This window comes from Verrucomicrobiia bacterium (assembly GCA_036268055.1).
Taxonomy (GTDB): Bacteria; Verrucomicrobiota; Verrucomicrobiia; order Limisphaerales; family Pedosphaeraceae; genus DATAUW01.
In genome coordinates this window covers 13,840-38,213 of sequence record DATAUW010000037.1, presented here as the reverse complement: position 1 = coordinate 38,213, position 24,374 = coordinate 13,840, and the positions used below count along the sequence as shown (strand labels likewise).

Sequence of the window (24,374 nt, the reverse complement as noted above, 5' to 3'; positions counted from 1 at the left end):
TCATTTTCCGAGCGAGATCAGGTTGGCGAACAAGCGGTAGGCCCCGGGCACGCCAGCGGGAAGTTCGCGGAAGAAAACCAAGCCGGTGTAAACAAAATAGCCTTTGCCGTATTGCGCGACGAGCAGGCTGCCCTTGAGCGGTGATTCGCCGGAATCGTGGCACGCTAGAATGGGTATGAAATGGTCATCCCATCGGTCGGGAAAATAAATTCCGCGCTCTTGAATCCATCCGGAGAAATCGGCGTCAGTGATTTTATTGGGAGTATTCAAGACCGGATGTTCGGGCGCGAGAAAAGTCACCGCCGCAGTTTCGTCGGTCACGCGCTCACCGGAGAGATGCAATTCATACGGGGCGAGTTTGCTCGTGAGCAGACCGGTGGGACGGTTGTATTGGGCGATGACCGTGCCGCCGTTTTCGGCATAGGCGAAGAGCGCGGGCAGTTCCGAGGCGATGTTGGTGCGGACATTATAGGCGCGAACGCCGATGACGATGGCGTCCAGTCCGCGCAATTTTTCCGGGGTGAGATTGTCATCGAGCAGCGTGACGGAGTAACCCATCTGTTGGAGATTTTCGGCGAGGCTGTCGCCCGCGCCGGGCAAATATCCAACGGTGTGACCGCGAGTCGCGAGATCAACACTGAGCGCTTTCGTGCTCGCCAGCGGCTGGAGCAACTGGCGCGGGAAATGCGGATAGGAAACGACCTCGTGCTGGTTTTGATAACGCACGCCGCCGACTTCCGCGCTGGCGATAATTTTTGCGGTGGCAGCGTGAGACGGGGCGGTGATGGTGAATTCAAATTGGGCATGTTCGCCAACTTTCGCCAGGTGGAACGATTGTTTGGAGGGAGAAATTTTCCAATCGGTGGGTGCGTCCAATCGCAGGTCGCCCTTCGCGCCAGCGCGGGAGGCAGTGATTTCAACTGCGACGGAACGCGAGGTCCCGGGAGTCAGTAACGCGATGTCAGAAACAAAATGGAGCCACACGGGCGGGATCACGTCGAGACGGGCGGAGTCGTCGGGCACGGTGATCGTTTGTCCGCCGACTTCAAAAACTTGTTCGATGGGAAACGCGGATGGATTTTCCGGACGGCCGATGAGCGAAGGATCATCCACGCGGGACATGCCGACGGTTCCTTCGTTGCGGAGCCAGTAAGGTTCGGTCAAGGGCGTGCCGGCGGGCAGTGTTTCGGTGGAGGTGAGGGAGGCTGATTGATTCGCGTGGAGTTCAACGCCTTTGCGGGCTTCGCCCTTGATACCGGGGTAACGCACGGCCACCCAGCGCACGGGAACGCTGGAATGAATTATGGCAGAATGACTTACGTTGATTTTTTCGCCGGGAACGACTTCGGACGGTGAGAAGGACGTTGTGAATTCGAGGCCGAGGCAGGATTGGATAATGTGATCGAGTTGCGCGCGTTTTTCTGCGACGACGGGATCGTTGACTGGCAAGGCGGAGAGAACGCTTCGCAGTTCGAGCAAGGCGGGGACGCTGGCGGAGGGGGATTGTGGGTTGAATTGCGCGATGATTTGGTCGGATTGCGCGCGAATGGGCGTACCGCCGGACACGCGACTCCAAGTGGGGTCGATGCCGTCGAGGATGTCGTTGGTGACTGGCGAGCCGGCGAGGAGTTGGAATCGCTCGGTACGGGGGCCGTCACCGTTGCGCCCTCTGAAGCCGCCGAGACCCTGAGTCTTGTGCATGGAGCGGCTGCGCGCGGCGATTTCGGAAAATGATTCTCCGGTCACGGGGTCTTTGCCACCGGCATTAATGGTGATCGCGTTGGTGCCATTTTTTCCGCTCTCGAAACTTGAACCGTTCCAGAGAATGCGCGTGGGTTGCCAAGGGGTGAGTTCTCCGAGTTGTTCGGGAAAGGCTTTGGGATCGCCGGCGAGTTTGAAGGCTTCCAAAGCGAGAATGGCGGACGCGGTATGATGCCCGTGCGTGCCGCCGGGTATCGTGGAAAAACGGGTGATCATCACGTCAGGACGAAAAGTGCGGATGACGCGCACGATGTCCGACAACACTCCCTGTTTGTCCCAGAAGCCAAGTGTCTCACGGTAGTCCTTAGAGAAACCGAAATCTACCGCGCGAGAAAAATATTGCCTGCCGCCATCCACGCGCCGGGCAGCCAGTAATTCCTGGGTGCGTGCGACGCCCAGCTTTTCGCCGAAGTCCGGCCCCAACACATTCTGCCCGCCATCGCCGCGAGTCAGTGACATGTAAGCCGTGCGATAATCCCGTCCGCGCGCGAGGTAGGCGATCAGTTCGTTATTTTCATCGTCGGGATGGGCAGCGACATAAAGCACGCTGCCCATCTGGCGAAAACTTTGCAGGTCATGAAGAATAGCCTGCGAAGAATCGGAAACCTGGGCCGTTAAACTTCGGCTGAAAAATAATCCGCAAATCAGTGCGCAAAAAAAAACGGCCTTTCTCAAATTCATAAAATCGGCCGCGTGCGGCTAAGCGATTAGACTATTTCTGAACGGTGAACGGCGCTGAGAAGCGGGTGTTTTCCCAAGTCAACTTGATTACTCCGCCGCCCGAGGGATTTTTTTCAACCGCCATCGTAAATTGATCCACCGGCGCATCCACAGATTCTTTTTTCATGTCCACTCGCGCGACATCTTGTTTTTCGTCATAGGAATTTGGTCCCACACCCCATTGGCCGATTTGTTTATTGATGATCAATTTTGCCCCGTCCTCCGTGGGCAACGTCCACAGGGTGTAAGCTCCCGCAGGAATTGTAGTTTCGCCGAAGACGATTGGCTTTTGCGTGATCAGCAGCGTGGCTTCGTCCGAGCCAGTGCGCCAAACCTGGCCATAAGGAACAAGCGTGCCCCAGATTTTGCGAATCTCGCTGTTCTTGGGATTTTTTGAGTAGGGGCGTCCATATATAACTATGACGCGATTTCCTCCAATGACCGCGCTGATGGTTTCATGCGGGCTGACGCGTTTTTGCTGCGCCATCAAGGGCAGTGAGGTGATGATGAGTGCCGCGACGATAAGAATGGATTTTAATCTGTTCATAGGATTCAAAGTCTCTTCGTGACAATGTGTTTCGTTAAGGAACCGGGCCCTAGCGTAATACGTATTTGGGTTCCGTCAACTTTCGTTTCAATTCAAAAAAATTTCTGGCCTTTTCTTTCTCGATTCTCGTTCTCTATATGACGGAAAAACGCAAAGAATGTTCCAGCAACAACCTCTTAAAAAAAAGCCAGCCACAGTCTGAAATACAAACTCAAGGCTGCGCCAAAATCCGCACCGGGCCGATCAGACCGGACTCCATCAGGGCGGTCGTTGCCGTGAGCTTGCGAATGTTCGTACGGGTGAAGCGCTGCGCCGCTGGGAGAGATTGATCGCCGATGATTCGGTTCGGCCAAAAGTTTACCACTTCGATTTCGAGTTCGTTACGCAGCGGCGTGGCCGCGTCGCTGATGTTGACGCGAAACGGCGGTGTCCAAAGCACTCCAAGATTTTTTCCATTCAATCGGACTTCAGCCAGTTCATGGACTTCCCCGAGATCAAGCCAAAGCTGCGAATCGGATTTTGCCCCGCCGGGCGGCAAATCGAAACGCTTCCTGTAAATGGCCGTGCCCGAATAATATTTGATGCCGGGTTCGGGCCGCGCCGTCCAACTTGCCAGTTGCCGAAATTCCACCGATTCAGGTCCGCCCCATTTCGGATCAAAATTTACCGTCCACGGCCCTTCAAGTTCCGTGCGCGGAGACAATTTCAAAAAATTCCCACCGGCTTGGATATTCGCTGGCGCATTCGTGCCGCGAAAAATCACGAACCCGGAACCGCAAGGATCCAGCGTTAATGCGACCTTCGTGCGCCCGTCCGGTTCAGCGCTGCCGTCCACGAAATAATGTTCGCCGGAAACCGCGTTCCAATATTCCGGAACTTTGCCGGCCACCCGAAATTGGCAGAGCAGATTTTCTGAATGCTTCGAGCGGTTGGCGACGAAATAGATTTCCGTATTTCCAGCCGTGCGGTGGATATAATCAATGTCGGTGTTTGTTCCGCCTCCGCTAAATTCAAAATCAGGCTGGATGCCATCGGCCCGCAGGACTTCCCGCGCGGTCCGACCCCAAATGATTCGCCCTTGGCCAAACGAAAATTCAGTCACATTTTTTCCATCACAATTACCCCAGATACCGGCGGCTAATTTCGCCACCTCCGCATCGCTTTCGGGATACCCTTGCAGGCCGCTCGCTTGAACCGGCCTGGGGCCGATCACAGTTGCGCCATTCGCGACGAGTTCCTTCAATTTGCGCAGCACCGGCAATGAAATGATTGCGCGATCCGGCAATACCAGCACGCGATAACTCATCCCGTCGGGAAGCATCAGCCGCTTATCGCGAACCGACATCCGTTCCAACAAGGCTTCCTCGGTGATGACATCGTAATCGTAACCGGGCAGGATTTTCGCGGGATCGGATTTTTTTAATTGCGAGAAATTGGGGACATGGTCGCCGTAGTAATAGCAGACGTCCGCATCGAAAAGCCCTTGTTGCATCATGAATTGGCAACGGTTGATGTAATTCAAAAACGGTCCGGCCTTCGACCACCACGTGACATTCGGATTCAAATGTGTCCCCGCAAAATATTGCTGGCCGGGCACGCCCATTTCAGCGGGCGAACAAACGAACGCATGCCACACGAGTCGGTTCATGCCTTCGCAGATCGCTTTGTCGAACGACGGTTTGAGATTGTCCCAAATGGTTTCCTGCCAATGCGGCCCGATGGTGGTGAAGCCTTCGTCCTGCGTGATGACGTGGCCGTAAGTGTGCGCCGCCGAGGCCGGTTGTTTGACGAAGTAACGGTTTTCATCGCCGATGCGGTGCATCCACGACCACGCCCAGAATTCGCTCATGGGAACATCGTCCCAGCCGAGGCAGCGCTGGGCGTCAATCGGTACCGCGTGCGGTCCGCCGGACTCGGGATGAATTTCCAAACCATGCCGGTGGGCGTTGTCGCGAAAGAGGCGGTAGTGATTATCAATCGCGAGGTCGCCGAGCGTCTTGCGGTAATCCGCCAAAAAGCGATCGCTCAATTCGCGATCGTTGACGATCCGTCCAGCGAGGGTCGGCAGATAAGGCAGCAGATCGTAACCCCGGCGCTTCAGAAATTCGGCGCGCAAGGTAGGCGTCCAATTAACTGCCTCCACTTCCCAACTATCCGTGTGCAAATATTTCAAGGCGCTGCCCGCGAGCGGTCCGGCATCGGCGATGAGCGGTTCGACTACCGCATCCCAATAACGCTGGAATGCGCCGGCATCGAAGACGTCAATCGCGAAGCCTTTCCAGCCGTCGCTGGAAGTCGAGACATAGGAATGTTCGCCGATAGTGCAGCCGAACCGAAGGATTTGCCATGTGCCAACAGGGATGCTCCAATCCAGTTGGCCAGCGGAATTCAATTTTGCAGTGAGGTCAATCACTTCGCCGCTGTGCGTGTCTTCTTCGCCCGCAGCCATTGGAGTTTCCTGGAACAACGGCGTCGAGATTGGCGCCGAGGAAGGTTCCAGCGTTTTATAGAGCGCCTTCTGTTGCCAATTTTGAAGCGTTGCATGTCCAGTTCCGGTGCGCTGGAGGCGATACGCCACGACGAATAAATCACGATAATAATTTTCGCGCGCCCTGGGTGATGGGAGCGAAGCCGTGAAATTTGTGGGGCCGGTGATTTGCAATTCCGACCAGACGAGTTTTTTTGCGGCATCATCCGCAGTGACCATCGGGCCGCCGAGATTCCAACCGCTTTGGATATTAAGGCTCATTTCCAGGCCAAGGCGATTGGCCTCGCGCAAGGTGTGTTTAAAAAGTTCGCGCCATTCCGGCGTGAGAAATGCGGGGCCGTGCGGCACGCGACCATTGCCCTCCTGTTCAGCGCCACCGGCATCAACGATCACCGCGCCGCCGAAGCCTTTCGCTTTCATTTCTTCCAGATCGCGGGAAATGCTTGCCTTCGTCACGTTGCCGTTGAGCCACCACCAATACGCGCGAAGACGTGCGGCATTGGGTGGATTGGTCCAGCCTGCTTCCAAAGCCGGTTGCGTTTCCACTTGTGCGACGGCTGGAAGGCATGAGAACAGGGTAAGTGTTAGCAGGAGTAAGATCACGTTGACGCAAGCGGCGTAAATTTTATCCGGTTTTTTCAATTTTCTTCCCGATTAGGTTACGAATTTTCCCATCACGTGTCTTCTCTTCTTTCGAGTGAATTTTATTAGCCGCATGAAATCAGACTTACTAAGGCGGCCGTTAGTGTGACTTTGACAACAGCGCGTTCTTTCACGGAATTACTACCCATTTGGGGAGCTAGTCAGTTACAGCCGTCGTTTGATACCGTGCGGAATTACCCGTTGCATCCTGCGGTCGAATCGTCTTACGGCGCGAACGCAGACGTTTGCGACGACGCCAATAATAGCGCAAACCAACATATCGGAATCATGAAAACAATCCCCTCGAACTTTAGTGTGAACCGGACATGGCTCCTCCGGCTCGGTGTCGCTCTCCTCAGCAGCATTGGCCTGGCCTTTTTCGTGTCAAATGCCAAAGCGACACTCGTCGCTTATGACCCGATGAACTATACCGGTTCGCAACTCAACACGACTACTGCCGCGCCCTCGGGCACGCCGGACCAAAGCACGGGTGTGGGCGGTGGTTTCACCGGCAACTGGAGCGGGGGCGCACTGACGCTTAACTCTTTCGGCGACGCGTATCCCAGTCTGCCGGTGGCGGGAAAATCCATTTCGGCGCTCGGCGCGAACAACCTCTACACGCACATCGCGGGCGCGCCCAGCTCGGGAAGTGTGTGGGTGAGTTTTCTTTTCAAGCAAAACAGTGACAACGGCGGCAATCGCAGCGGCGTGTTCCTGGAGAATAGCAGCGGCGTGGGCGTGATGCTTTCGTACCAGCAATTCGGCTCAACCCAGGGTGAGCCTTGTTTGATGGCGATGAGTGGCACGACCACGGTGGGAACGCAACTCAAGACGAGTTCAACCGTGCAGACTTATGCGAACACCAATCTTTACGTTTTGCAATTCACCTACACGGCTGGCGTGGTTTCCAGTATATCGGTGTATTCCAATCCAACCGCCGGACAGGGTACGGCGCCAGCGGCAGATTTCACGGTTTCGTCGGGGCTGCCGAGTTTTGGGTCGCTCGTCAATTTCGGTTTGGCGGACGGTTCGGCGATGGGAATCACGCTGGACGAATTTCGCGTGGGCACGACATTTGGCGATGTTGTTGGTGTTTCACTGGTTCCGGTAAACGTGAGCATCACGAGTCCCACAAATAATCAGACCGTGAGCATTTATAATTTCAACGTCAACGCCAATGCGGCAGTGGTTCCGGGCTCAATCGCCAATGTCACGTTCTACTTGGATTCCACACTTGTCACCAACCTCACATCCGCGCCTTATACTTACACGGCGAGCGGCGTGTCGGCGGGCGCTCATACATTGTATGCAGTGGCAACGGACAGCGGCTCAAATACTGCCACATCTGCGATAATCAACATCACCGCGGCTGACTTGTCTCCCACGGTGACGCTGACCAATCCGGCCACTGGAAATCAATTTCTCACCGGGTCCTCAGTAACACTTGGAGCGTCGGCCATTGACGACGACTCGGTAACCAATGTCGGTTTCTACGTGGATGGCACGCTCGTGGGCAATGCGACTAACAGTCCATTCAGTGCGGCGTGGATTGCGACTTCCGGCGCTCACGCGTTGACCGCCGTGGCGACGGACAGCGCCGGGCAGAGCACAACTTCAGCAGTCGTGAATATCACCGGCACGCTTCCGGTGGTTTCCATTTCCAGCCCGACCAACAACCAGGCGGTCAGCATTTATAATTTCAACGTCACGGCGAATGCGGCCGTGTCACCGGGCAACATCACGAATGTGGATTTCTATTTGGACACCGTATTGTTCGCGAGCAAGACCAATTCGCCTTACGCCGTTACTGTGAGTGGCGCATCGGCCGGGGCTCACGAGTTGCAAGCGGTCGCGATTGATAGCGATGGTAATTCAGTAACATCCGCCGTGGTGAATGTGACGGCGGCAGACTTGCCACCCTCGGTCACACTCACTAACCCCGTGAATAACAGTTTATTTCTCGGTGGCTCGACCGTTACCTTGGGAGCATCGGCGGCTGACGATAGCGCAGTTACGAATGTTTCTTTCTACGTGGATGGGCAATCCATCGGCAATGCCATCACCAATCCCTACACGGCGGTGTGGATCGCCACGCCGGGTGCGCACATGCTGACAGCGGTGGCGACCGATAATGCCGGGCAAAGCACAACTTCCGCCGTGGTGAATGTCACTGGAACGCTTCCTTCCGTTTCCATTACGACTCCGACCAACAATCAATCGGTGAGTATTTATAATTTCAACGTCACAGCGACTGCGTCGGTTTCGCCGGGCACGATCACGAACGTGGCGCTTTACCTGGATTCAACTCTGGTAACGAACAAGACTTCGTCGCCTTACACTTTTGTGGTGAGCGGCACATCCGCAGGCGCGCACACGCTGGACGCCGTGGCGATGGATAGCAATGGCAACTCGGTTACTTCCGCGATCGTGAATGTCACGGCGGCGGATTTGCCGCCGACGGTTACGCTGACCAATCCCGCCACGGGTGGCGCGTTGTTGATTGGCTCGACCGTGACATTGGGCGCGGCGGCGGCCGACGATCATTCCGTCACGAATGTCGCGTTCTACGCGGACGGCGCGCTGGTGGCCAATTCCACGACGAACCCCTACAGCGCAACCTGGAACGTGACTTCGCCGGGCGCGCACTCGTTGACTGCGGTGGCGTCTGATGACATTGGGCAGACGACTACTTCGGCGGTGGTCAATGTAACCGGCGTGCTGAACTTCAATGCTTACGAACCGTTCAATTACGCCACGGGCGCGCTGACCAACGGAACTCCCAGCACCGGCACAGGCTTTAAGGGTAACTGGGTTTGCGGCGCGTCGGGAACGATTGTCGGCGGCTTGGCTTACGCCAATCTTCCGACGAGCAATCAGGCGCTTCAAAACAATGCGAGTTACCAGATCGAACGCCTCGCCGGCACGACTTCGAGCGGGGTGGTTTGGGTCAGCGTGATTTTCCAGCAAGCCGGAGACAACGGCGGCAATCGCAGCGGTTTCCTGATGGAAGACAGCACAGGCAAAGGACTGATGTTCGCCTACACGCAGGCCAGTGGTTCCCAGGGATTTCCTTCGCTGGTGAATGTTAGTGCGACCAACACCGTGGGTTCTACCTTGAGCACCAAGAGCGCGACGCTTCGGACTTACAACACGCCTAACTTCTATGTGTTCAGATTGACTTACAACGCTTCCGGCGCGCTTACCAATGTAGCTGTCTATTCGGACCCGACCGCGGGACAATCTACCGTGCCGACGGCGGACTTTACCGTCACGGGCCTGACTGGCATCGGAGCCATTAACACCTTTGGCGTGGATAGTCCTTCCGGCGAGGCGATCACCATTGATGAGATTCGCACCGGCAGCACGTTTGCCTCTGTCGTGGGTGTTCCGCTTCCATCGGCACCGATTGGATTGACCGCGACGCCGGGCAGTGGACAAGTCGTTTTAACCTGGACCGCACCGGCAACCGGCAGTCCCACCGGTTACAATGTGAAACGCTCGACCGTTAGCGGTTTGGAGACGAACTTTGACACCACGACAACCACGAATTACACCGACCTGACTGCCCTCAATGGTGTCACTTACTATTATGAAGTTTCAGGAACCAACTCCGCTGGCGAGGGTTTCTATTCCAACGAAGCGAGCGCCGCGCCCGCTTCCGCGCCGGGACAGGTGCAGGGATTGGCCGCAGTGGCCGGAGTCAATTCAGTCAGTTTGACTTGGGACGCCACCAGTGGCGCGAGCGGGTATCTCGTTTTGCGCGGCACAACCTCTGGAGTCTATACCGAGACAAACAGTTCTCCGACGAATTCAGATTTCGATGCGACGGCGGCCGGCGGCACGACTTACTATTACGTGGTTCAGGCGACCAACGCCGGTGGCGTTGGTCCCATCAGCGCGGAAGTTTCGGCCATGCCTCAGACCGCCGCGCCTTCAGCGCCTGCGCAACTGACAGCAACGCCGGGCAACGGCCAAGTCAGTTTGAGTTGGTCCATCGGTGTAGGGGCGACTGGTTATAATGTCAAACGCTCGATCAGCAGCGGTTCGGAGACGACGATGTTCACAACTTCTGGAACGACCTTCCTCGATTCCACAGCGTTGAATGGAAATATTTATTACTACACCGTTTCCTCCACCAATGCGAACGGTGAAAGTCCTGACTCGCCGGAAGCCGTTGCCGCGATGCCCCCGGCGGCTCCCACTGGTCTGACCGCCACGCCCGGAGCCAATCAGGTCACACTGAATTGGGCGGCATCCAGCGGGCCGAGCGGGGCGAGCAGCTATACTATTGAGCGTTCGACTGTCAGTGGCTCGGGTTATATGAGCATTGACACGGTAACTTCACCGACCGTTTCCTATACCGACACCAGGGCGATCAGCGGCACGACTTACTATTATGTCGTAGCGGGTGTCAATGCGAGCGGGCAGGGCGCGAATTCCAGCGAAGCAACGGCGACACCCACTGGCGCGCCACAAGCTCCGACCGCATTAACCGTGACGACTAATTACACGAGCTTGACGATCTCCTGGACCGCCGCGCTGGGCGCGCCAACCGGTTACAATGTGAAACGCTCCACGACCAGTGGCACTGAAGTGACATTGCCGGCGGGCACTGGAGTTACTAACACCACCTTCACGGACACGACCGTTGCCATCGGCACCAATTATTTCTACACGGTGTCGGCGGTAAACGACAGCGGCGAAAGTCCCGATTCCATCGAAGTGGCGGGCACAGCGCCAGGCACACCGCTCGCCTACGAGCCGTTCGATTACAGTTCGCTCACCAATGGCACGCCATCCACCGGGGAAGGCTTCACCGGTAACTGGATGATCACGAACGGCGCGACCATCGTGGACGGATTGAGCTATCCCAATCTTTTCACCAGCAACAGCGCGCTTCAGGTAGCGAGCGGCAATCAATATGAGAACCTCTCAATCCCGCTCTTCAGTGGAACGGTGTATGTGAGCTTCCTCTATTCGCAAAGCGGCGACTTCGGCGGCAACCGCGGCGGCTTCCAGTTGCTTGACCACAACGGCAATGGCTTAATGTTCGCGTACCATCAATTCGGTGGCACGACGGGCTTACCTTCCGTGGACGCGATCACCGGCTATAATTCGGTTGGCTCAGAACTCGGCGTGAGCGCAACGCCCCAGACTTACGCGGCGGCCAACCTGTATGTGATGCGCCTGGACTTCAATACCAACGGAGCGTTGACCAACGTCTCGTTTTATTCCAATCCGATGACCGGGCAGGGCGCTCCCGCACCGGACTTCACGATGTCGTCGGGATTGGGCGGCATCGGCAGCATCACGACCCTTGGCATGCGGACTGGTTTGCCCACGACAGTGGATGAATGGCGGGTCGGAACGACTTTCGATCAAGTCGTGGTCGGCAAGTCATTCGCTACAGTGACACTGGGCAATCTGAGTCAAACCTTCGACGGAACGGCCAAGAGCGTCACAGCCACAACCGTGCCTCCGGGGTTGACCGTGGACATTACCTACGACGGTTCATCGGATGCGCCGACGAACGCCGGGACTTATGAAGTCATCGGCACAGTGGTGGATACGAATTACTACGGCAGCGTGACTAACTCGCTGGTCATCGTCAATCCGATCAACACCACTCCGACGAACCTCGTCACGACGGTTTCCGGCAACCAACTCACGCTTGCATGGCCGGCCGATCATACCGGTTGGACGTTGCAAGCCCAGACCAACAGCCTGACGACGGGAGTCACAACCAACTGGTTCGACGTGGACGGTTCATCTACCACCAACCAAGTGACCATCACCATTGATCCAAACAGTCCGACGGTATTTTACCGGATGAAATATTGAGGGCCAGCAACCAGCGAACCAGAAAAAATAAAACAAGACACGGGCCTGCATCAAATTGCGGGCCCGTTTCTTTTTCGCGAACCACGACGAGCGCAACGAACATGAATTTCGCACAGGATAATCAACAAAATCGAGGTGATTTTACACGTTGAATTACTACCCAGTTGGGTAGCTGGACAACCATCAAGCCGCTCGTATAGTGTCAATCTAGCCATTCAAGTCTGCCGCAACGGCTCGTCGTGCAACGTGGCCGGTGCGTGTGATCGAATGGCGATTTAAAAGAAAACAGAGCCAATCAATACCGGAACCAACTGCCGCATGAAACGATTAATCACCTGTCTGGCCCTTCTTGCCACGGTCAGCATTGCCAGTGCAACCAACACCACCAACTTAGTCATGGATGGGGATTTTGAATCACCCAACGGCGACGTGGGACCGTGGGGGAATATGTTTGGCGGCGACTCGATCTCCTTTCTTTCCACCGGCGGTAATCCTAACGGATGCGTGCAGATTTCCGATGCCGGATCGTTCGGCGGCATTGCGTATGTCAACCCGCCGTCGCAAGACCTTGCGTCGCTCGGTCTCGTCGCCGGACAGACTTACACTTTTTTGATGGATATGCAGATTGTTTCCGGTGAGAACATCGGCGGCCTTAAGATCGAATCTTGGACGGATACCGCCATCATCAGTGACAGCGGTAACATGTATCCGTTGTCCGGAACGACCGATTGGGCGACTTACTCTTTCACTTATCGTATCAATCCGGGCGCCACGCATTTGAACATCGTCCCGCTCTGGGGGCCGAACTCCACGGTAAATTATGACAATATCGCTGTGGTCGTCGTGGGTGTAACTCCGGTAACTGTCGCCATCACCGACCCGACTAATAACGAAGTGGTCGGTTCCAACTTCACGATTCACGCGACGGCGTCAGTCAGCCCTGGAACGGTCACCAACGTCGCCTTTTACGTAGACAATACAATCGTCGGCAATGCGACGAATTCACCCTTTGGTTTTATCGAAACCGGCCTTGCCGCCGGTTCACATGCACTTAAAGCCGTTGCGACCGATAGCAGTGGAAACATCGCCACGTCGTCTGTGATAGATGTCACCGTGACGAACGCTCCCGCGCCCGCTTTCGGCGCTTACGAGCCGTTCAATTATGATTCGCTTAGCAGCGGGACACCCACGACCGGCACAGGTTTCACCGGCAACTGGTCGTGCGGAGCCGCTGGCACGATTGTGCCAGGCCTGACTTATCCCGGCCTGGCGGTGGCGGATAACGCGCTGCAATCTTCGAGTTTCTACCAGTTGGAAAGCCTGGCCAATCCGCCGTCGGGCGTGGGCAGCGTGTGGGTGAGTTTTATTTTCAATCAAAGCGGCGACAACGGCGGCAATCGTGATGGTTTCGCTTTGGAAGACAGCACCGGCAAGGGCGTGATGTTTGCCTACCAGCAGTTTCAAGCGACATTCGGCGAACCGGCGCTAACGACCGTCAGCGGTTTCACGGCAGTGGGTTCCCAGTTGACCCCTAACAGCCAGACGACCCAGATTTATAACACGAATAATTTCTATGTGCTTCAACTCACTTACAGTGGCGGCTCGCTCAGCAGCGTCGCTGTCTATAGCAATCCGACTGCACGGCAAGGCACACCTCCCGCGCCTGATTTCACGGTCACAAGAGGGCTGACCGGCATCGGAGCGCTGAGCGTGCTCGGCATTGTGCATCAGGCGGGCATCCAAATCACATTGGATGAAATTCGCGCGGGCAATACCTTCGCGGATGTAGTTGGAGCGAATCTGATGCCGACCGTTCCTACGACCCTTGCACTTTCGATCACGCCGGGAAAACAAGTCAGTTGGAACGCTGTCAGCACGAATTATTATCAGCCGCAAAGTTCGAGCGACGGATTTAGCTGGAATAACTTGGGTAACATACTTTTTGGCACGAATGTCACTTCAGTGTTCGACTTTGCTCCATTGCCGTTTTACCAGGTCGTGGAAATTCTTCCGGTCTCGACCGAGCAAGTCTTGAACGGCGGATTTGAGACAAGTGATGGTTTTGGTGGAGCGGGTTATTGGATCGGTGGCGGATCGCAGCCACCGATGCTCACCACGGCGGACTTTCACACTGGAACCGAGTCTATGTCCCTGTTCGTGACCAATTCCGGCGCGGCGGCGCAGACCTGCGATCTTCAACAGAATATTCTGAACATGGGCGGTTCTCAAATCGCAGGCGGAACTGCCTACCAGTTTTCTTTCTGGGCCAAATCGCAAGGCCGCAATCCAGCCGGTGGTTATGTGCAGAGATACAAACTCACCTGGCTGGACATGAACAGCGCCATCGTTGGAGCGATTGGATTCTCCGATTTCGCAGCCACCACCAATGCCTGGACGCAAATCAATGTGGGCTCGGTCATCGCGCCGACCAACGCCGTGGATGCGCTGATTGAAATATTCGCCGCGACGGGTGGAGTTACAAATGATTACGGCGGCGTGTTGATTGACGATGTTTCGCTCGCGGGCAGCACGCCGTCTGGTGATACCGATGTCATTCCGGCGACCGTGCGGGATGCGGCGCAATTCTCGGCCACAATCAATGCGAACGGCGGAACGACCGCGCCTTCCGGCACGATCACGTTCACGACCAACAGTATTTTGCAAAGCTCGATGCTTGTCGCGAATGGAATGGCGAACAGCACGCCCGCCGTGGTGCCGGCATCTTACAATGTAACCGCTGTTTACTCCGGCGATGCAACTTACATCGGAAGCACCAATACCATGATTATTGGCACTGGTGTCAACCCCACACCGGTGAACATCACGACGACGTTGGTTGGCAACCAATTAACACTCTCGTGGCCGGCAGACCACATCGGCTGGACGTTGCAATCGCAGTCCGATTCTTTGAACAATAGTCTCGGTGGCGCCTGGCAGGATGTCGCGGGATCCACTTTGACCAATCAGGTTGTCATCACCGTGAACCCGGCGAGCCCGGTGGTTTTCTATCGCATGAAATATTAAGCTGCGCGTTGCGCGGTAACAGGCAAGGCAGAGCGGATTGCGGTTTATTTGCAGGAAGATAAAAGATATGAGAAAATTAACGTCCCGGAATAGGATTGGATTTACGTTGATCGAGTTGCTCGTAGTGATCGCGATCATCGCCATCCTCGCTTCGCTGCTGCTTCCCGCTTTGGCGCGGGCCAAGACGCGCGCGCAACGGATTGAGTGCATCAATAATCTCCGGCAATTACAGATCAGCGAGATTCTTTATACCGGCGATAACAATGATATGGTCGTCCTTAATCAACAAGGCGCGCCAACCGCGAACAGTTGGGTGTTGGGAAGCGTGACCACCGCGCCGGGCAACACGAATCCCGTGGAGATCGTCAATGGATTGCTTTATCCGTATAATAAGAGCGCCGCGATTTACAAATGCCCAGCCGACCGCCGAACGGCCAATTTCCCGCAGAACACTGGCGCGCCAACCATTCGTAGCATGTCCATGAATGCGTGGATGGGCGCGCCCATTATCAACGGCATGGACCAGGGGCCAAATTCGATCAGTCCGTTCGTGGCCGGCGGCACGCCGATGATTGAAGTCTCGAAAGAATCAACGCTGGATAACATGCCCGGCGGACCTTCCCAATATTGGATGTATATAGATGAAAATCCGTACAGCATCAACGACGGCTGGTTCGTTTGCAGCCTGAATACGCCGACGCTGTGGTGGGATATTCCGGCAAGCTATCACGACAAAGCGGGCGGATTGTCTTTTGGCGATGGCCACGCGGAAATCAAAACGTGGAAGGACAATTCCGTTCTCAATCTGAAAAGCGCGCCTGCTCCTTCGGTATATTTTGATTTGACGGCGGGCGACCTTGAATGGCTGCGGTTGCGGACCACCTCTCATTGATGCCAGCAATGTCGGATTTGCTTTTTATGATTAGCGTTGATGCCTTCATAGCACTAGGGTGGGGGCGAATTAATGAATAAGTAACCCCACTGGTCACATCCACAGTGAAACTCATCCTTTCTTTTTTTTTCTGCCTGGCCGCCACGCTTGTGATGGCGGGGAGCGCGCAAGGCCCAAACCAGCCAGTTATCAATATTCAAACCGGCGTCTCGATAAGCTGGTCCACGAGGACTAATAATACTTACCAGCCGGAATGGCTGGATCGCTCCGGCGGGTCGTGGAATTTGCTTGGAGCAACGGTGCCGGGAGACGGAACAAACCATTCGCTTTTTGATCCTTCAGCATCGGGTTCGCGGACCTATCAGGTTTTGGAGATCGTGCCGGGCAGTCCGGCGGCGGCGGCGATTCCGACGAATGGCGGATTTGAATCGGGCAATGGAACGAGCGCGAGCGGTTGGAATGTGGACACGGCGGCAGGAGGACCGGTCTATGTCGTGCGCACCAATGATAATCCGCACAACGGGTCATTTGATTTTCAAGCTCATCTCGCCAGCGCAGGCACGGGGCCGGTGGTGGAGTTTTCGCAAGGCGGAGTGCCGGTGACCGGAGGGGCAGCTTATCCATTTACATTTTACGCGAACGCGTTGACAGGCAGTTCGAGTTACAGCGCGCAGTGGCGCGTTTTGTGGAATGCGGGCGGCGATACGGGTTATCAATCCTTCACGCCCGGCAACAACACCTACGCTTTGATTAGCCAGACCGTTACCGCGCCCGCAGCGGCGACTTCCGCAACACTGTTCATTCATCTCGCCGGCGCAGCCATCCCGGCGGACAGCGCCACGATTGATTTTGATGATGTGATGCTCGGCACGGCCAGCGGTCCGGCGAATCCGCCAGTTACAAATGTCCTCCTGGCAACCGTCCAATCAACCGCCATGCTGACGTGGGCGACTACTGCGGACACACAGTATCAGCCGGTATCATCCACAAATCTGGCTGCGGAAATTTGGAATAGCAACTACCCAATCGTTCTCGGAGATGGCGGCACTCATTCAATGCTCTTTCCGCTGACCAACAACACGACGTTCTTTCGTCTTCAAATCCCCGCGCCGATCATTCAGCCGCCAGCGAATTTGCAGCAAGTCTCGGCGGGTGCGACCAATGCCATCGGTCTTGCGTGGACGCCGAGTTCCGCTTTGGGAATTACTGGTTATAACGTGCTTTACGGCATCGTTACAAATCAATTAAGTAATTCGCTTGCCCTCGGAAATGTTAATTCGGTGATCCTGACTAATTTGGTGCCCGGTCAGACGTACTACCTCGCGGTTGTAACTCTGACTTCAAATGGCCAGAGCACGCCGACGAGTGTTATCGCCGCGCAACCGGATACGACCATTGGCATTGTTCCGTTGTTCGATGCCGCCACGGTTTTGGAGCCGGACACGGTTTCAAATACTTCCACCGCGCTTGTCACTTATCTTGGGGATCGCGCGCGCGACCGGCATGCGCGTGAAAGCCAATTCATGCTGTATGACCATTACCTAAGTTGGTATTGGCAGCAGCGCGTGGCGCGAATTCAGATCATTGACCACGTCGCGAAAGGCGGAACGGATGTCACATTCAATTACACGACCCGCGATCAGTTGAACCCGGCTGAGTTTCGCACCTTTTTTCGCGGCATCACGACCGTCGCCGAATACAATAATAACCAGGAGGCGACGCTTGTATCCACGAACGCATCGAGTTTTGCCGGGGAGACGGACTTTAATTACACCGCAAAGCTAACGGCGAACGCGCAATTCAATCGTCCGCTGCAACTGGGTGATCGCATTGAAATAGAAATCAGCCAGTTTCTGTTGAACCCGACGAATGGCAGAAATAATTATTATGGCACGGTACTGCTGTATGTCGTGGGGCAGGGGATTGTGCCGTGGGAAGAGGGACAGGATATTGGGCTGACCGGAGGCGTCGTGGGTGGTGTAAATCAGAATCTCGATTCTTATCCGTTGCCGACGAATGCGTGGCTCGGTGGCAAAACCACTTTGCCTTATCAATATTCAAACGAACCCACGAATCGTTTCAAGGAATTGGCGGGAGATATTTCACCGACGAATGCGGAGTTATTCATGCTGGGTCGGCGGTTGCATCACACTGATTTTGGCAATGGCACGCATTCGGAGCCGGATAATCCCATCTTTACTGAGCAAATCGGCAAACTCGGGCCTAAGTTCGTGAATCGGAGTTGTGTCGCGTGTCATGTAAACAACGGGCGCGCGCTGCCCCCGGCGATTGGTTCGCCCATGCTTCAATCCGTGGTGAAAGTGGGCAGCGATGCGAAAGGTTCGCCGGATCCAATTTTAGGTTCCGAGTTGCAGTCGCAAAATACCAGCGGGCCGCCCGAAGGCGGCGTAACAATTTCCAGTTACACCACCATCAATGGGCAATACGGCGATGGCACAACCTACACGTTGCAAAAGCCGAACTACACGTTTATGGGTGTCACCCCGAAATTTTTCTCTGTGCGGCTGGCGCCTCAGCTTGTGGGGTTGGGGCTTCTTGAGGCGGTGAGCGAAAATAGCATCATGGCTCTAGCGAATACGACCGGCACTAATCAAGCTGGTGCCAACGTCTCTACAGTTAGCGATCCGCAAACCAGGCAACTGCGCGTTGGACGTTTTGGCTACAAAGCGGGCAAGGCGCGATTGAGCCATCAAATCGCGGGCGCATTCAATAACGACATGGGTGTCACGAGTTCGATCTTTCCGATACTTGATGGCGATACGACCAACAGCCCAGTCGAACTTAGCGATGGCGATCTCGATAAATTGACGCGTTACATTGCATTGCTGGGCGTTGGGGCTCGCCGCAATCTTACGAATGCGCAGGCTTTACATGGGGAACAACTTTTCGCCAGCGCGAATTGCGTGAGTTGCCATGTGCCAACACTTACGACGAGCCAGTATCATCCCTTTGCTGAATTGCGCAACCAGACCATTCATCCCTACACGGACTTGCTGCTGCATGACATGGGACCGGGACTTGCCGATAACATGGGCGAGGGGAATGCCACCGGCGCGCAATGGCGCACGACTCCACTGTGGAGTATTGGTCTCGCCGCGGGAGTTAGCGGCGGTGAGGCGTATCTTCATGACGGTCGCGCGCGCAGCCTGGACGAGGCCATTCTCTGGCACGATGGCGATGGTGCTGCGGCAAAGGAAGCGTTCCGCACGATGTCCTCATCCGATCGCGCGGACTTGGTGGCGTTCTTGAAGTCGCTCTAAGTGTAGCGCCGGTCTATGGCTGCTGAAGGCTGGAGTTTGGAATCGCGGCAAACTTATTTCAACGCCGTCTATGTTTTCTTATGGACCGCGGGTCTATGACCCGCAGCAACTCACGATCAAGACTGCCGTCATAGGCTGAGCCGAGAGCGACTTGACCGGATGTGCCTTGCTGCGGGTCATAGACCCGCGGTCCGGGGGGAAGGATTGAGCGTTGGGAGCACTGAAGTGGATTTTAAGTTCGAGGAGGTATAGTCACGGCTCGCGAGTACGCTCGGCCTCCCATTGAGATTAGTGCGAGGCCATCGTGGCGGACTTCTCATCAACATAGAAGGGGATGTTGGCGTAGGCCGCTTTTTGGTGGCTGTCGAAGGCGTAAACGAACAGGCGATAAGCGCCGGGCTTGGCAGGGGCTTTGATTTGCGCATTGGCGGAATAACCGTCCTGGATGAGACCGGCAAGACCCACCGGCTTTTTCTCGAAATCACCGCCGACGGATTTGGCATCGCTTTCCTCCAGGATTTCCCAGGAGTAAGTCAGGCGGTCGCCCGTGATAGATTGAGCGATGACTTGGGCTGGGTAATTTTCGCCGGCGGAGAGATGAATATTTTGCCGGGAGGTTTTTCCCGCCAGCAGGAAATTCTTCAGTTGCGGGCTGCGGGCCTCGGGCCATCGGCCAGTCCAGAGATGTTGCATGACATCCACCGTTTCAGTGGATTCTCCGGACGACAAAAACATGCCGTACCACGTGGGCGTACGTTCCTGTTTTTGGCCCCAAAGAAAAACGTAAGAGCCCAGGCAATTCGTGGAGTCTGAAGCGATCGCGATTTCATAACGCTTGCGATAGCTCTCCGCCTTCACGGAACTATCGTCCTCGATCGGCGCGCCCCACGCCGTTTTGCCGCATTCCCAATGTCCGGTTGCGCCCCATTCGGTCACGACGTAAGGACCGTTCCAGCCGCTATCGCGAAGTTCGCGGGGCAGGTTTACGATGTCGGCGTAAGCCTGAACACTAATAAAATCAAGGTTCGGCGCGAGGGTCTTGATTTGATTGACCAGTGCCTTGTTGATGCCCGCAAGCGATGTCGTGGTCGGATGATTCGGGTCCAATTCATGGATCATCTTTGAAATGTCATTGACCGCGTTCCACAGTTTTGGATTTTTCGAATTCAGATTGAGTTCATTGCCGATGTCCCAGAACAGCAATGCGGGATGATTTCTAAACTGGAGCACTGTCTCCTTGAGTTTCGCAAGCTGCGCGGCGACGGCATTGGTATCCGAGTAATCGAAGCCATCGCGTTCGCGGGCGACATCCAATCCCATCGCGACGTACAATCCATTTTTCAACGCCCGATCCAAAACCTGCTGTCCGGTTTCCCGGCCATTGTCAGGACGCCAGGTGCGAAACGAATTACCTCCGGCCGCGGCGAGCTTTTCCTGATCGCCAAATTCAAGGCCAGCCCCATTGATGAAAAACTCCTTTTGGTTGACGTACATCCGCCACCTCCCTTGGGTTTGGCGAACTTCGACTTTTGCGGGATGATCCGCGACCGGCAATTCCCGAGCCCAGGCAGAGCTGAAAATCATCCAGATCGCCAACAGGGCGACCGGCCATTTCTGTTTTACGTGGACTCGTTGAATCTGCGTCATACATTTCCTGCTCTACAACCAGCCAAGGTACAAAGCGAATGCCTTTATAGACTTCGCCACTTGGGCTTTGGACAGCTTAACATCCGTGACTCAACGGCCAAGCTCCCCAAATGGGTAGTATTGGGTAGAAGGCCTAAAAGGCGGATTGGAGATGGCCGATAGGCAGAGATTCTCGAATTAGACTCGATGAGGAATAACGCCGCGAAATTATTTCGCCGGGCGATATTTTAGCGCGGCTTCAGTACGAGAATGCACGTGCAGTTTTTGATAAACGTGTTTGAGATGCCAGCGCACAGCTTCGACGGTAAGACTCAAACGATCCGCAATTTCTTTATTGGCGAGGCCGTGGACCACGAGTTCGAGGACTTCCCGTTCGCGAGGCGTGAGATCATCCACTTCCGCCTTCGCGGTCGTTTGTTCGCGAAAATAGCCGATGACTTTGCGCGCGATCTCGCCGCTCATCGCGCCGCCGCCAGTATGGACTTCGCGCATGGCTTTTAAAACTTCCTCGGGCGCGGAGCGTTTCAAAAGATAACCGGAAGCGCCGGCGCGAAGCGCGCTGAAAATCCGGTCGGGATCTTCATACACGGAAATCATGATGGCATTGACCGTTGGCAGTAATTCCTTCAAGCGGGCGACGCAATCCACTCCCGACATGTTAGGCAGTTGAATGTCCATCAAGACAAGGGCGGGTGCGTGTTTGGGCAGGACTTTCAAGGCGTCTTCAGCGGTTGAGCACGTGCAGACGCAATGAAAATCCCCGGAGAGATTGACGATGGCTTCCAACCCTTCGCGGGTAGTGCGGTTGTCTTCGACGATGGCAACTTTTATCATAATAACGTCTCCTCCAGCGGCAGCCAGAATTTGACCGTGGTTCCAACTCCGCAAGTGCTGTTGATTTCAAATCCGCCGCGCAATTTGGCCATGCGCTCTTTCATGCCGGTGATGCCATCGCACCCGGTTTGGGATTCCGCGACGACAAAGCCGCGGCCATCGTCAATGACGGCGACCTTGAGCTTTCTTTCGGCCACTTCCAGATTGATGAGAATCTGCGACGCACCGGAATGGCGAACGGCATTATTCAATGCTTCCTTGAAGGCGAGAAAAGCGCTGTGGCGAAGTCTGGAATCGAGCGCTATCAACGGGAAAGTTTCCGCGACTTGCAAGCGGCAGCCAATACTTGCGAGATTCAGGAAGCGCTGGGCAAAGAGCGAGTAGTAACTCGCGAGCGAAGCCACGGTGTCATACTTGGGATTGATCGCCCACACGATTTCATCGAGTGTGGAGACGACGGCGCGCGAGGTGCTCGTCAATTTTTCGAGATAGCGTTCCCGATCGGCGAGGGGCAGGGCGGGGGTTCGTGCGAGAGTGCCGAGCATGCTGACTTCGGTGAGCGTGGCGCCGAGTTCGTCGTGGAGATCCTGGGCAACGCGCGTGCGTTCCTGTTCGAGAAGATTTTGTCTTTCGGCGCGTTCGCGTTTTTCGTTTTGCGCTTCCAGTTGAAAGGTTCTTTCCGCAACTTGCCGGCGCAAGACCACGACCCAACCGAACGCCACCAAAGCCGCGATGCTCACCGCGGCGGCGACTTGCAACACTCGCGGCAACGTCCACCATGACGGCGATTCAAGAACTGTTACGTCGTCAATAGAACGCAATTCGATTCGGAAAGCGCGGGCGCGCCATTCATCGCCCGCGAGCCATTCGCCGGGATCAATTCGGCAAACCCCGGTCACGGCGACCCGGCTGCGATTTTCCAAATGAGAAAAGACATCGCGGTCGGCGGGTTGGCTGAGGTACGCGTGAAAAATAAAACCGTTTTCCTGGAGCACGAGATATTTTTCCGTGCCTTGCACGGCGCGGTCCAGCAGTTTGGCGGAGATTTGGACGAGTTCGCAGTCGTTGGTGCCGCGCAAAATGATGTCCGGGTTCACCGGCACGGGAGCGATGGGTTTGCCGGAGGAAACCTGATGGTAGATGGCGTCCTGGAAGATGGGCGTGTAATCACCGTGACTTACGAATCCGAGAGCTTCGACCGAATCGCCCAGGGCGAGAGGCTCGACGCTGCGGGTCTCGACTTCCACACCTTGATCGCCGGATTGAAGCACCAGCAGGCGGCCGGGATCGAAGCAGGTGACGGTTCCCACAATCTTGACGCGGTGATCGTAAGACTCCTTGGGATTAAATTGGAGCAGGCTTGCGACTGGGCGGGTTGGGACGGCAAACGGATTTTCCGGTGCCTCGCGTTCCATGATCAAATCCTGGGCGCGGGGAACCATGAGGCGCACGGCAAAGAGCTGGCGGCGGCGATTGAATTTTGTGGAGCAAACGCCGCGCACGCGCAAAGTGCAATCCACGATGTCGGCGGCTTTGGTTTTGGGAAGTTGTGAGGCATAGACGATGAGGCTGCCGCTGGCAGTAGCGATCTTTACCATGTTCAAGCGGGAGATGTCTTGAAGCTGTTGCACCGATCTGACGACGCCGGTGATCTCGATGAATTGGCTGTCCTCGATGCCGCTGGCGAGTTGCTCATCGGTCACGGGCTTGGCAACGGGTAATTGCTGCGCGCCGATCACGCGAATATTTTGCGGCACCACGATCGGAGCGAATTCGCCGGCTTCCGTAGTGCCGATCACTTCTACGAATTGGCCAGGGACCAAATGCTCTGCGGGCACGCCGGAGCCGGATAGGTAAATGCCCGCGGTCGCGTCCTGGATGAATCGGGAGAAAAAATTTTCTTCGTAAAAGGTCACCACGCCGCGCAGCCGGACGGGCAAATGTTTTTGTGCTTCCTCGACCGTCAGACTGCGCACGGCGGCGGCGGTGTGTAACTCGTTAGTGGGAGCCATTGCGCCCTCGGCATGAACCATCGCCGCCGCCGGAAATAGAAAAAAAGCGAGGGAAAGAAAGCGCAGCAGCATCCTTAGTTTGCAGGGCAATAAATCAAAAACGTCTTTGGCCATTCAAAAAGAGACAAAGATTCGGCTGACGCCGACAAATTTGGTCTCGATTCTTTTTTGCTTTTGCGCAGGCGAATGTCAATGAGGATTTAGTAACTCGGCATTTAATGAAGATGAGCGGGAAGACGGCATTTGGCATTTCTTGTAACCGAAACCCGGACTGATGCGTCTGATAAGATATGATTAAGAATATGCCTTCGCGGTTGGTTCTGGGATTTCTGGCTGCTGCCTTCCTTTTGTCATTTAGTAGCCGTGCCGAGGCCGCGCCAATTGATTTGCTGCGGCAGGCTTACGTCAATTTATCCGAGGCCGATCATGATTATAAAGGGCATCGCGCGGATGCGATGAAGCAGATCGAAGAGGCTGCTAAACTGTTGGGCGTAAAATTGAAAGGCGATGGCAAGGACCGCGAAAAGCAGGGTGTCTCGGATGATCATTTGCGCGTGGCTGATAATTTGTTGAATGAGGCCAAAGGCGGACTTTCCGGCAAGCCGCTTGCACATGTCTTGAAGGCGGAAAAGCAGATTTCTGTTGCACTGAAGATCAAGTGAGACGAGTGGAAGTTTCGGTGCAG

General features: G+C 55.5%; 11 protein-coding genes. 5 read left to right on the top strand and 6 right to left on the bottom strand.

Features of this window, described 5'->3' with window-relative positions; translation table 11 throughout:
* From VH413_19005 to VH413_18995, 3 genes are all read right to left on the bottom strand, one after another.
* Window positions 1-2,442, bottom strand: coding sequence for a PIG-L family deacetylase (locus VH413_19005; GenBank protein HEX3800791.1), 2,442 nt, complete (start codon window positions 2,440-2,442; stop codon window positions 1-3).
* 31 nt (window positions 2,443-2,473) lie between these two features.
* Window positions 2,474-3,028, bottom strand: coding sequence for a DUF2911 domain-containing protein (locus VH413_19000; protein ID HEX3800790.1), 555 nt, complete (start codon window positions 3,026-3,028; stop codon window positions 2,474-2,476).
* A 211-nt stretch (window positions 3,029-3,239) separates the two neighbouring features.
* Window positions 3,240-6,158, bottom strand: coding sequence for a glycosyl hydrolase (locus tag VH413_18995; protein HEX3800789.1), 2,919 nt, complete (start codon window positions 6,156-6,158; stop codon window positions 3,240-3,242).
* Between the two features lie 288 nt (window positions 6,159-6,446).
* Between VH413_18995 and VH413_18990 the strand changes: the two genes are divergently transcribed.
* The 4 genes from VH413_18990 to VH413_18975 all read left to right on the top strand — a co-directional run bounded on the left by VH413_18990 (window position 6,447) and on the right by VH413_18975 (window position 19,196).
* Window positions 6,447-11,999, top strand: coding sequence for an Ig-like domain-containing protein (locus tag VH413_18990; GenBank protein ID HEX3800788.1), 5,553 nt, complete (start codon window positions 6,447-6,449; stop codon window positions 11,997-11,999).
* Window positions 12,000-12,317: 318 nt separating this feature from the next.
* On the top strand, window positions 12,318-15,023 hold the full coding sequence (locus VH413_18985) for an Ig-like domain-containing protein (GenBank protein HEX3800787.1): 2,706 nt from the start codon (window positions 12,318-12,320) through the stop codon (window positions 15,021-15,023).
* A 67-nt stretch (window positions 15,024-15,090) separates the two neighbouring features.
* Complete coding sequence (locus VH413_18980; GenBank protein HEX3800786.1) at window positions 15,091-15,915, top strand: prepilin-type N-terminal cleavage/methylation domain-containing protein; 825 nt, start codon at window positions 15,091-15,093, stop codon at window positions 15,913-15,915.
* A 104-nt stretch (window positions 15,916-16,019) separates the two neighbouring features.
* Window positions 16,020-19,196, top strand: coding sequence for a di-heme oxidoredictase family protein (locus VH413_18975; protein HEX3800785.1), 3,177 nt, complete (start codon window positions 16,020-16,022; stop codon window positions 19,194-19,196).
* Between the two features lie 288 nt (window positions 19,197-19,484).
* Here VH413_18975 and VH413_18970 read toward each other — a convergent pair whose 3' ends face one another.
* From VH413_18970 to VH413_18960, 3 genes are all read right to left on the bottom strand, one after another.
* Window positions 19,485-20,843, bottom strand: coding sequence for a glycoside hydrolase family 2 TIM barrel-domain containing protein (locus VH413_18970; protein ID HEX3800784.1), 1,359 nt, complete (start codon window positions 20,841-20,843; stop codon window positions 19,485-19,487).
* A gap of 207 nt (window positions 20,844-21,050) precedes the next feature.
* Entirely contained in the window at window positions 21,051-21,677 is a 627-nt protein-coding gene (locus VH413_18965; GenBank protein HEX3800783.1) for a response regulator transcription factor, read from the bottom strand.
* Window positions 21,674-23,803, bottom strand: coding sequence for an ATP-binding protein (locus tag VH413_18960; protein HEX3800782.1), 2,130 nt, complete (start codon window positions 23,801-23,803; stop codon window positions 21,674-21,676). The genes VH413_18965 and VH413_18960 overlap by 4 nt, the downstream gene beginning before the upstream one ends.
* Window positions 23,804-23,991: 188 nt before the next feature.
* On the opposite strand from VH413_18960, the gene VH413_18955 reads away from it, so the two are divergent.
* Window positions 23,992-24,351 (top strand): hypothetical protein, encoded by a 360-nt coding sequence (locus VH413_18955; GenBank protein ID HEX3800781.1) that lies wholly within the window; start codon window positions 23,992-23,994, stop codon window positions 24,349-24,351.
* The last annotated feature ends 23 nt before the right edge of the window (window positions 24,352-24,374 follow it).

Bases quoted from the DNA above. Each gene is read 5' to 3' on its own strand.
- VH413_19000 (HEX3800790.1), bottom strand. From the start codon at position 3,028: ATGAACAGATTAAAATCCATTCTTATCGTCGCGGCACTCATCATCACC.
- VH413_18985 (HEX3800787.1), top strand. From the start codon at position 12,318: ATGAAACGATTAATCACCTGTCTGGCCCTTCTTGCCACGGTCAGCATT.
- VH413_18955 (HEX3800781.1), top strand. From the start codon at position 23,992: ATGCCTTCGCGGTTGGTTCTGGGATTTCTGGCTGCTGCCTTCCTTTTG.
- VH413_19005 (HEX3800791.1), bottom strand. From the start codon at position 2,442: ATGAATTTGAGAAAGGCCGTTTTTTTTTGCGCACTGATTTGCGGATTA.
- VH413_18960 (HEX3800782.1), bottom strand. From the start codon at position 23,803: ATGGCCAAAGACGTTTTTGATTTATTGCCCTGCAAACTAAGGATGCTG.
- VH413_18980 (HEX3800786.1), top strand. From the start codon at position 15,091: ATGAGAAAATTAACGTCCCGGAATAGGATTGGATTTACGTTGATCGAG.
- VH413_18965 (HEX3800783.1), bottom strand. From the start codon at position 21,677: ATGATAAAAGTTGCCATCGTCGAAGACAACCGCACTACCCGCGAAGGG.
- VH413_18970 (HEX3800784.1), bottom strand. From the start codon at position 20,843: ATGACGCAGATTCAACGAGTCCACGTAAAACAGAAATGGCCGGTCGCC.
- VH413_18990 (HEX3800788.1), top strand. From the start codon at position 6,447: ATGAAAACAATCCCCTCGAACTTTAGTGTGAACCGGACATGGCTCCTC.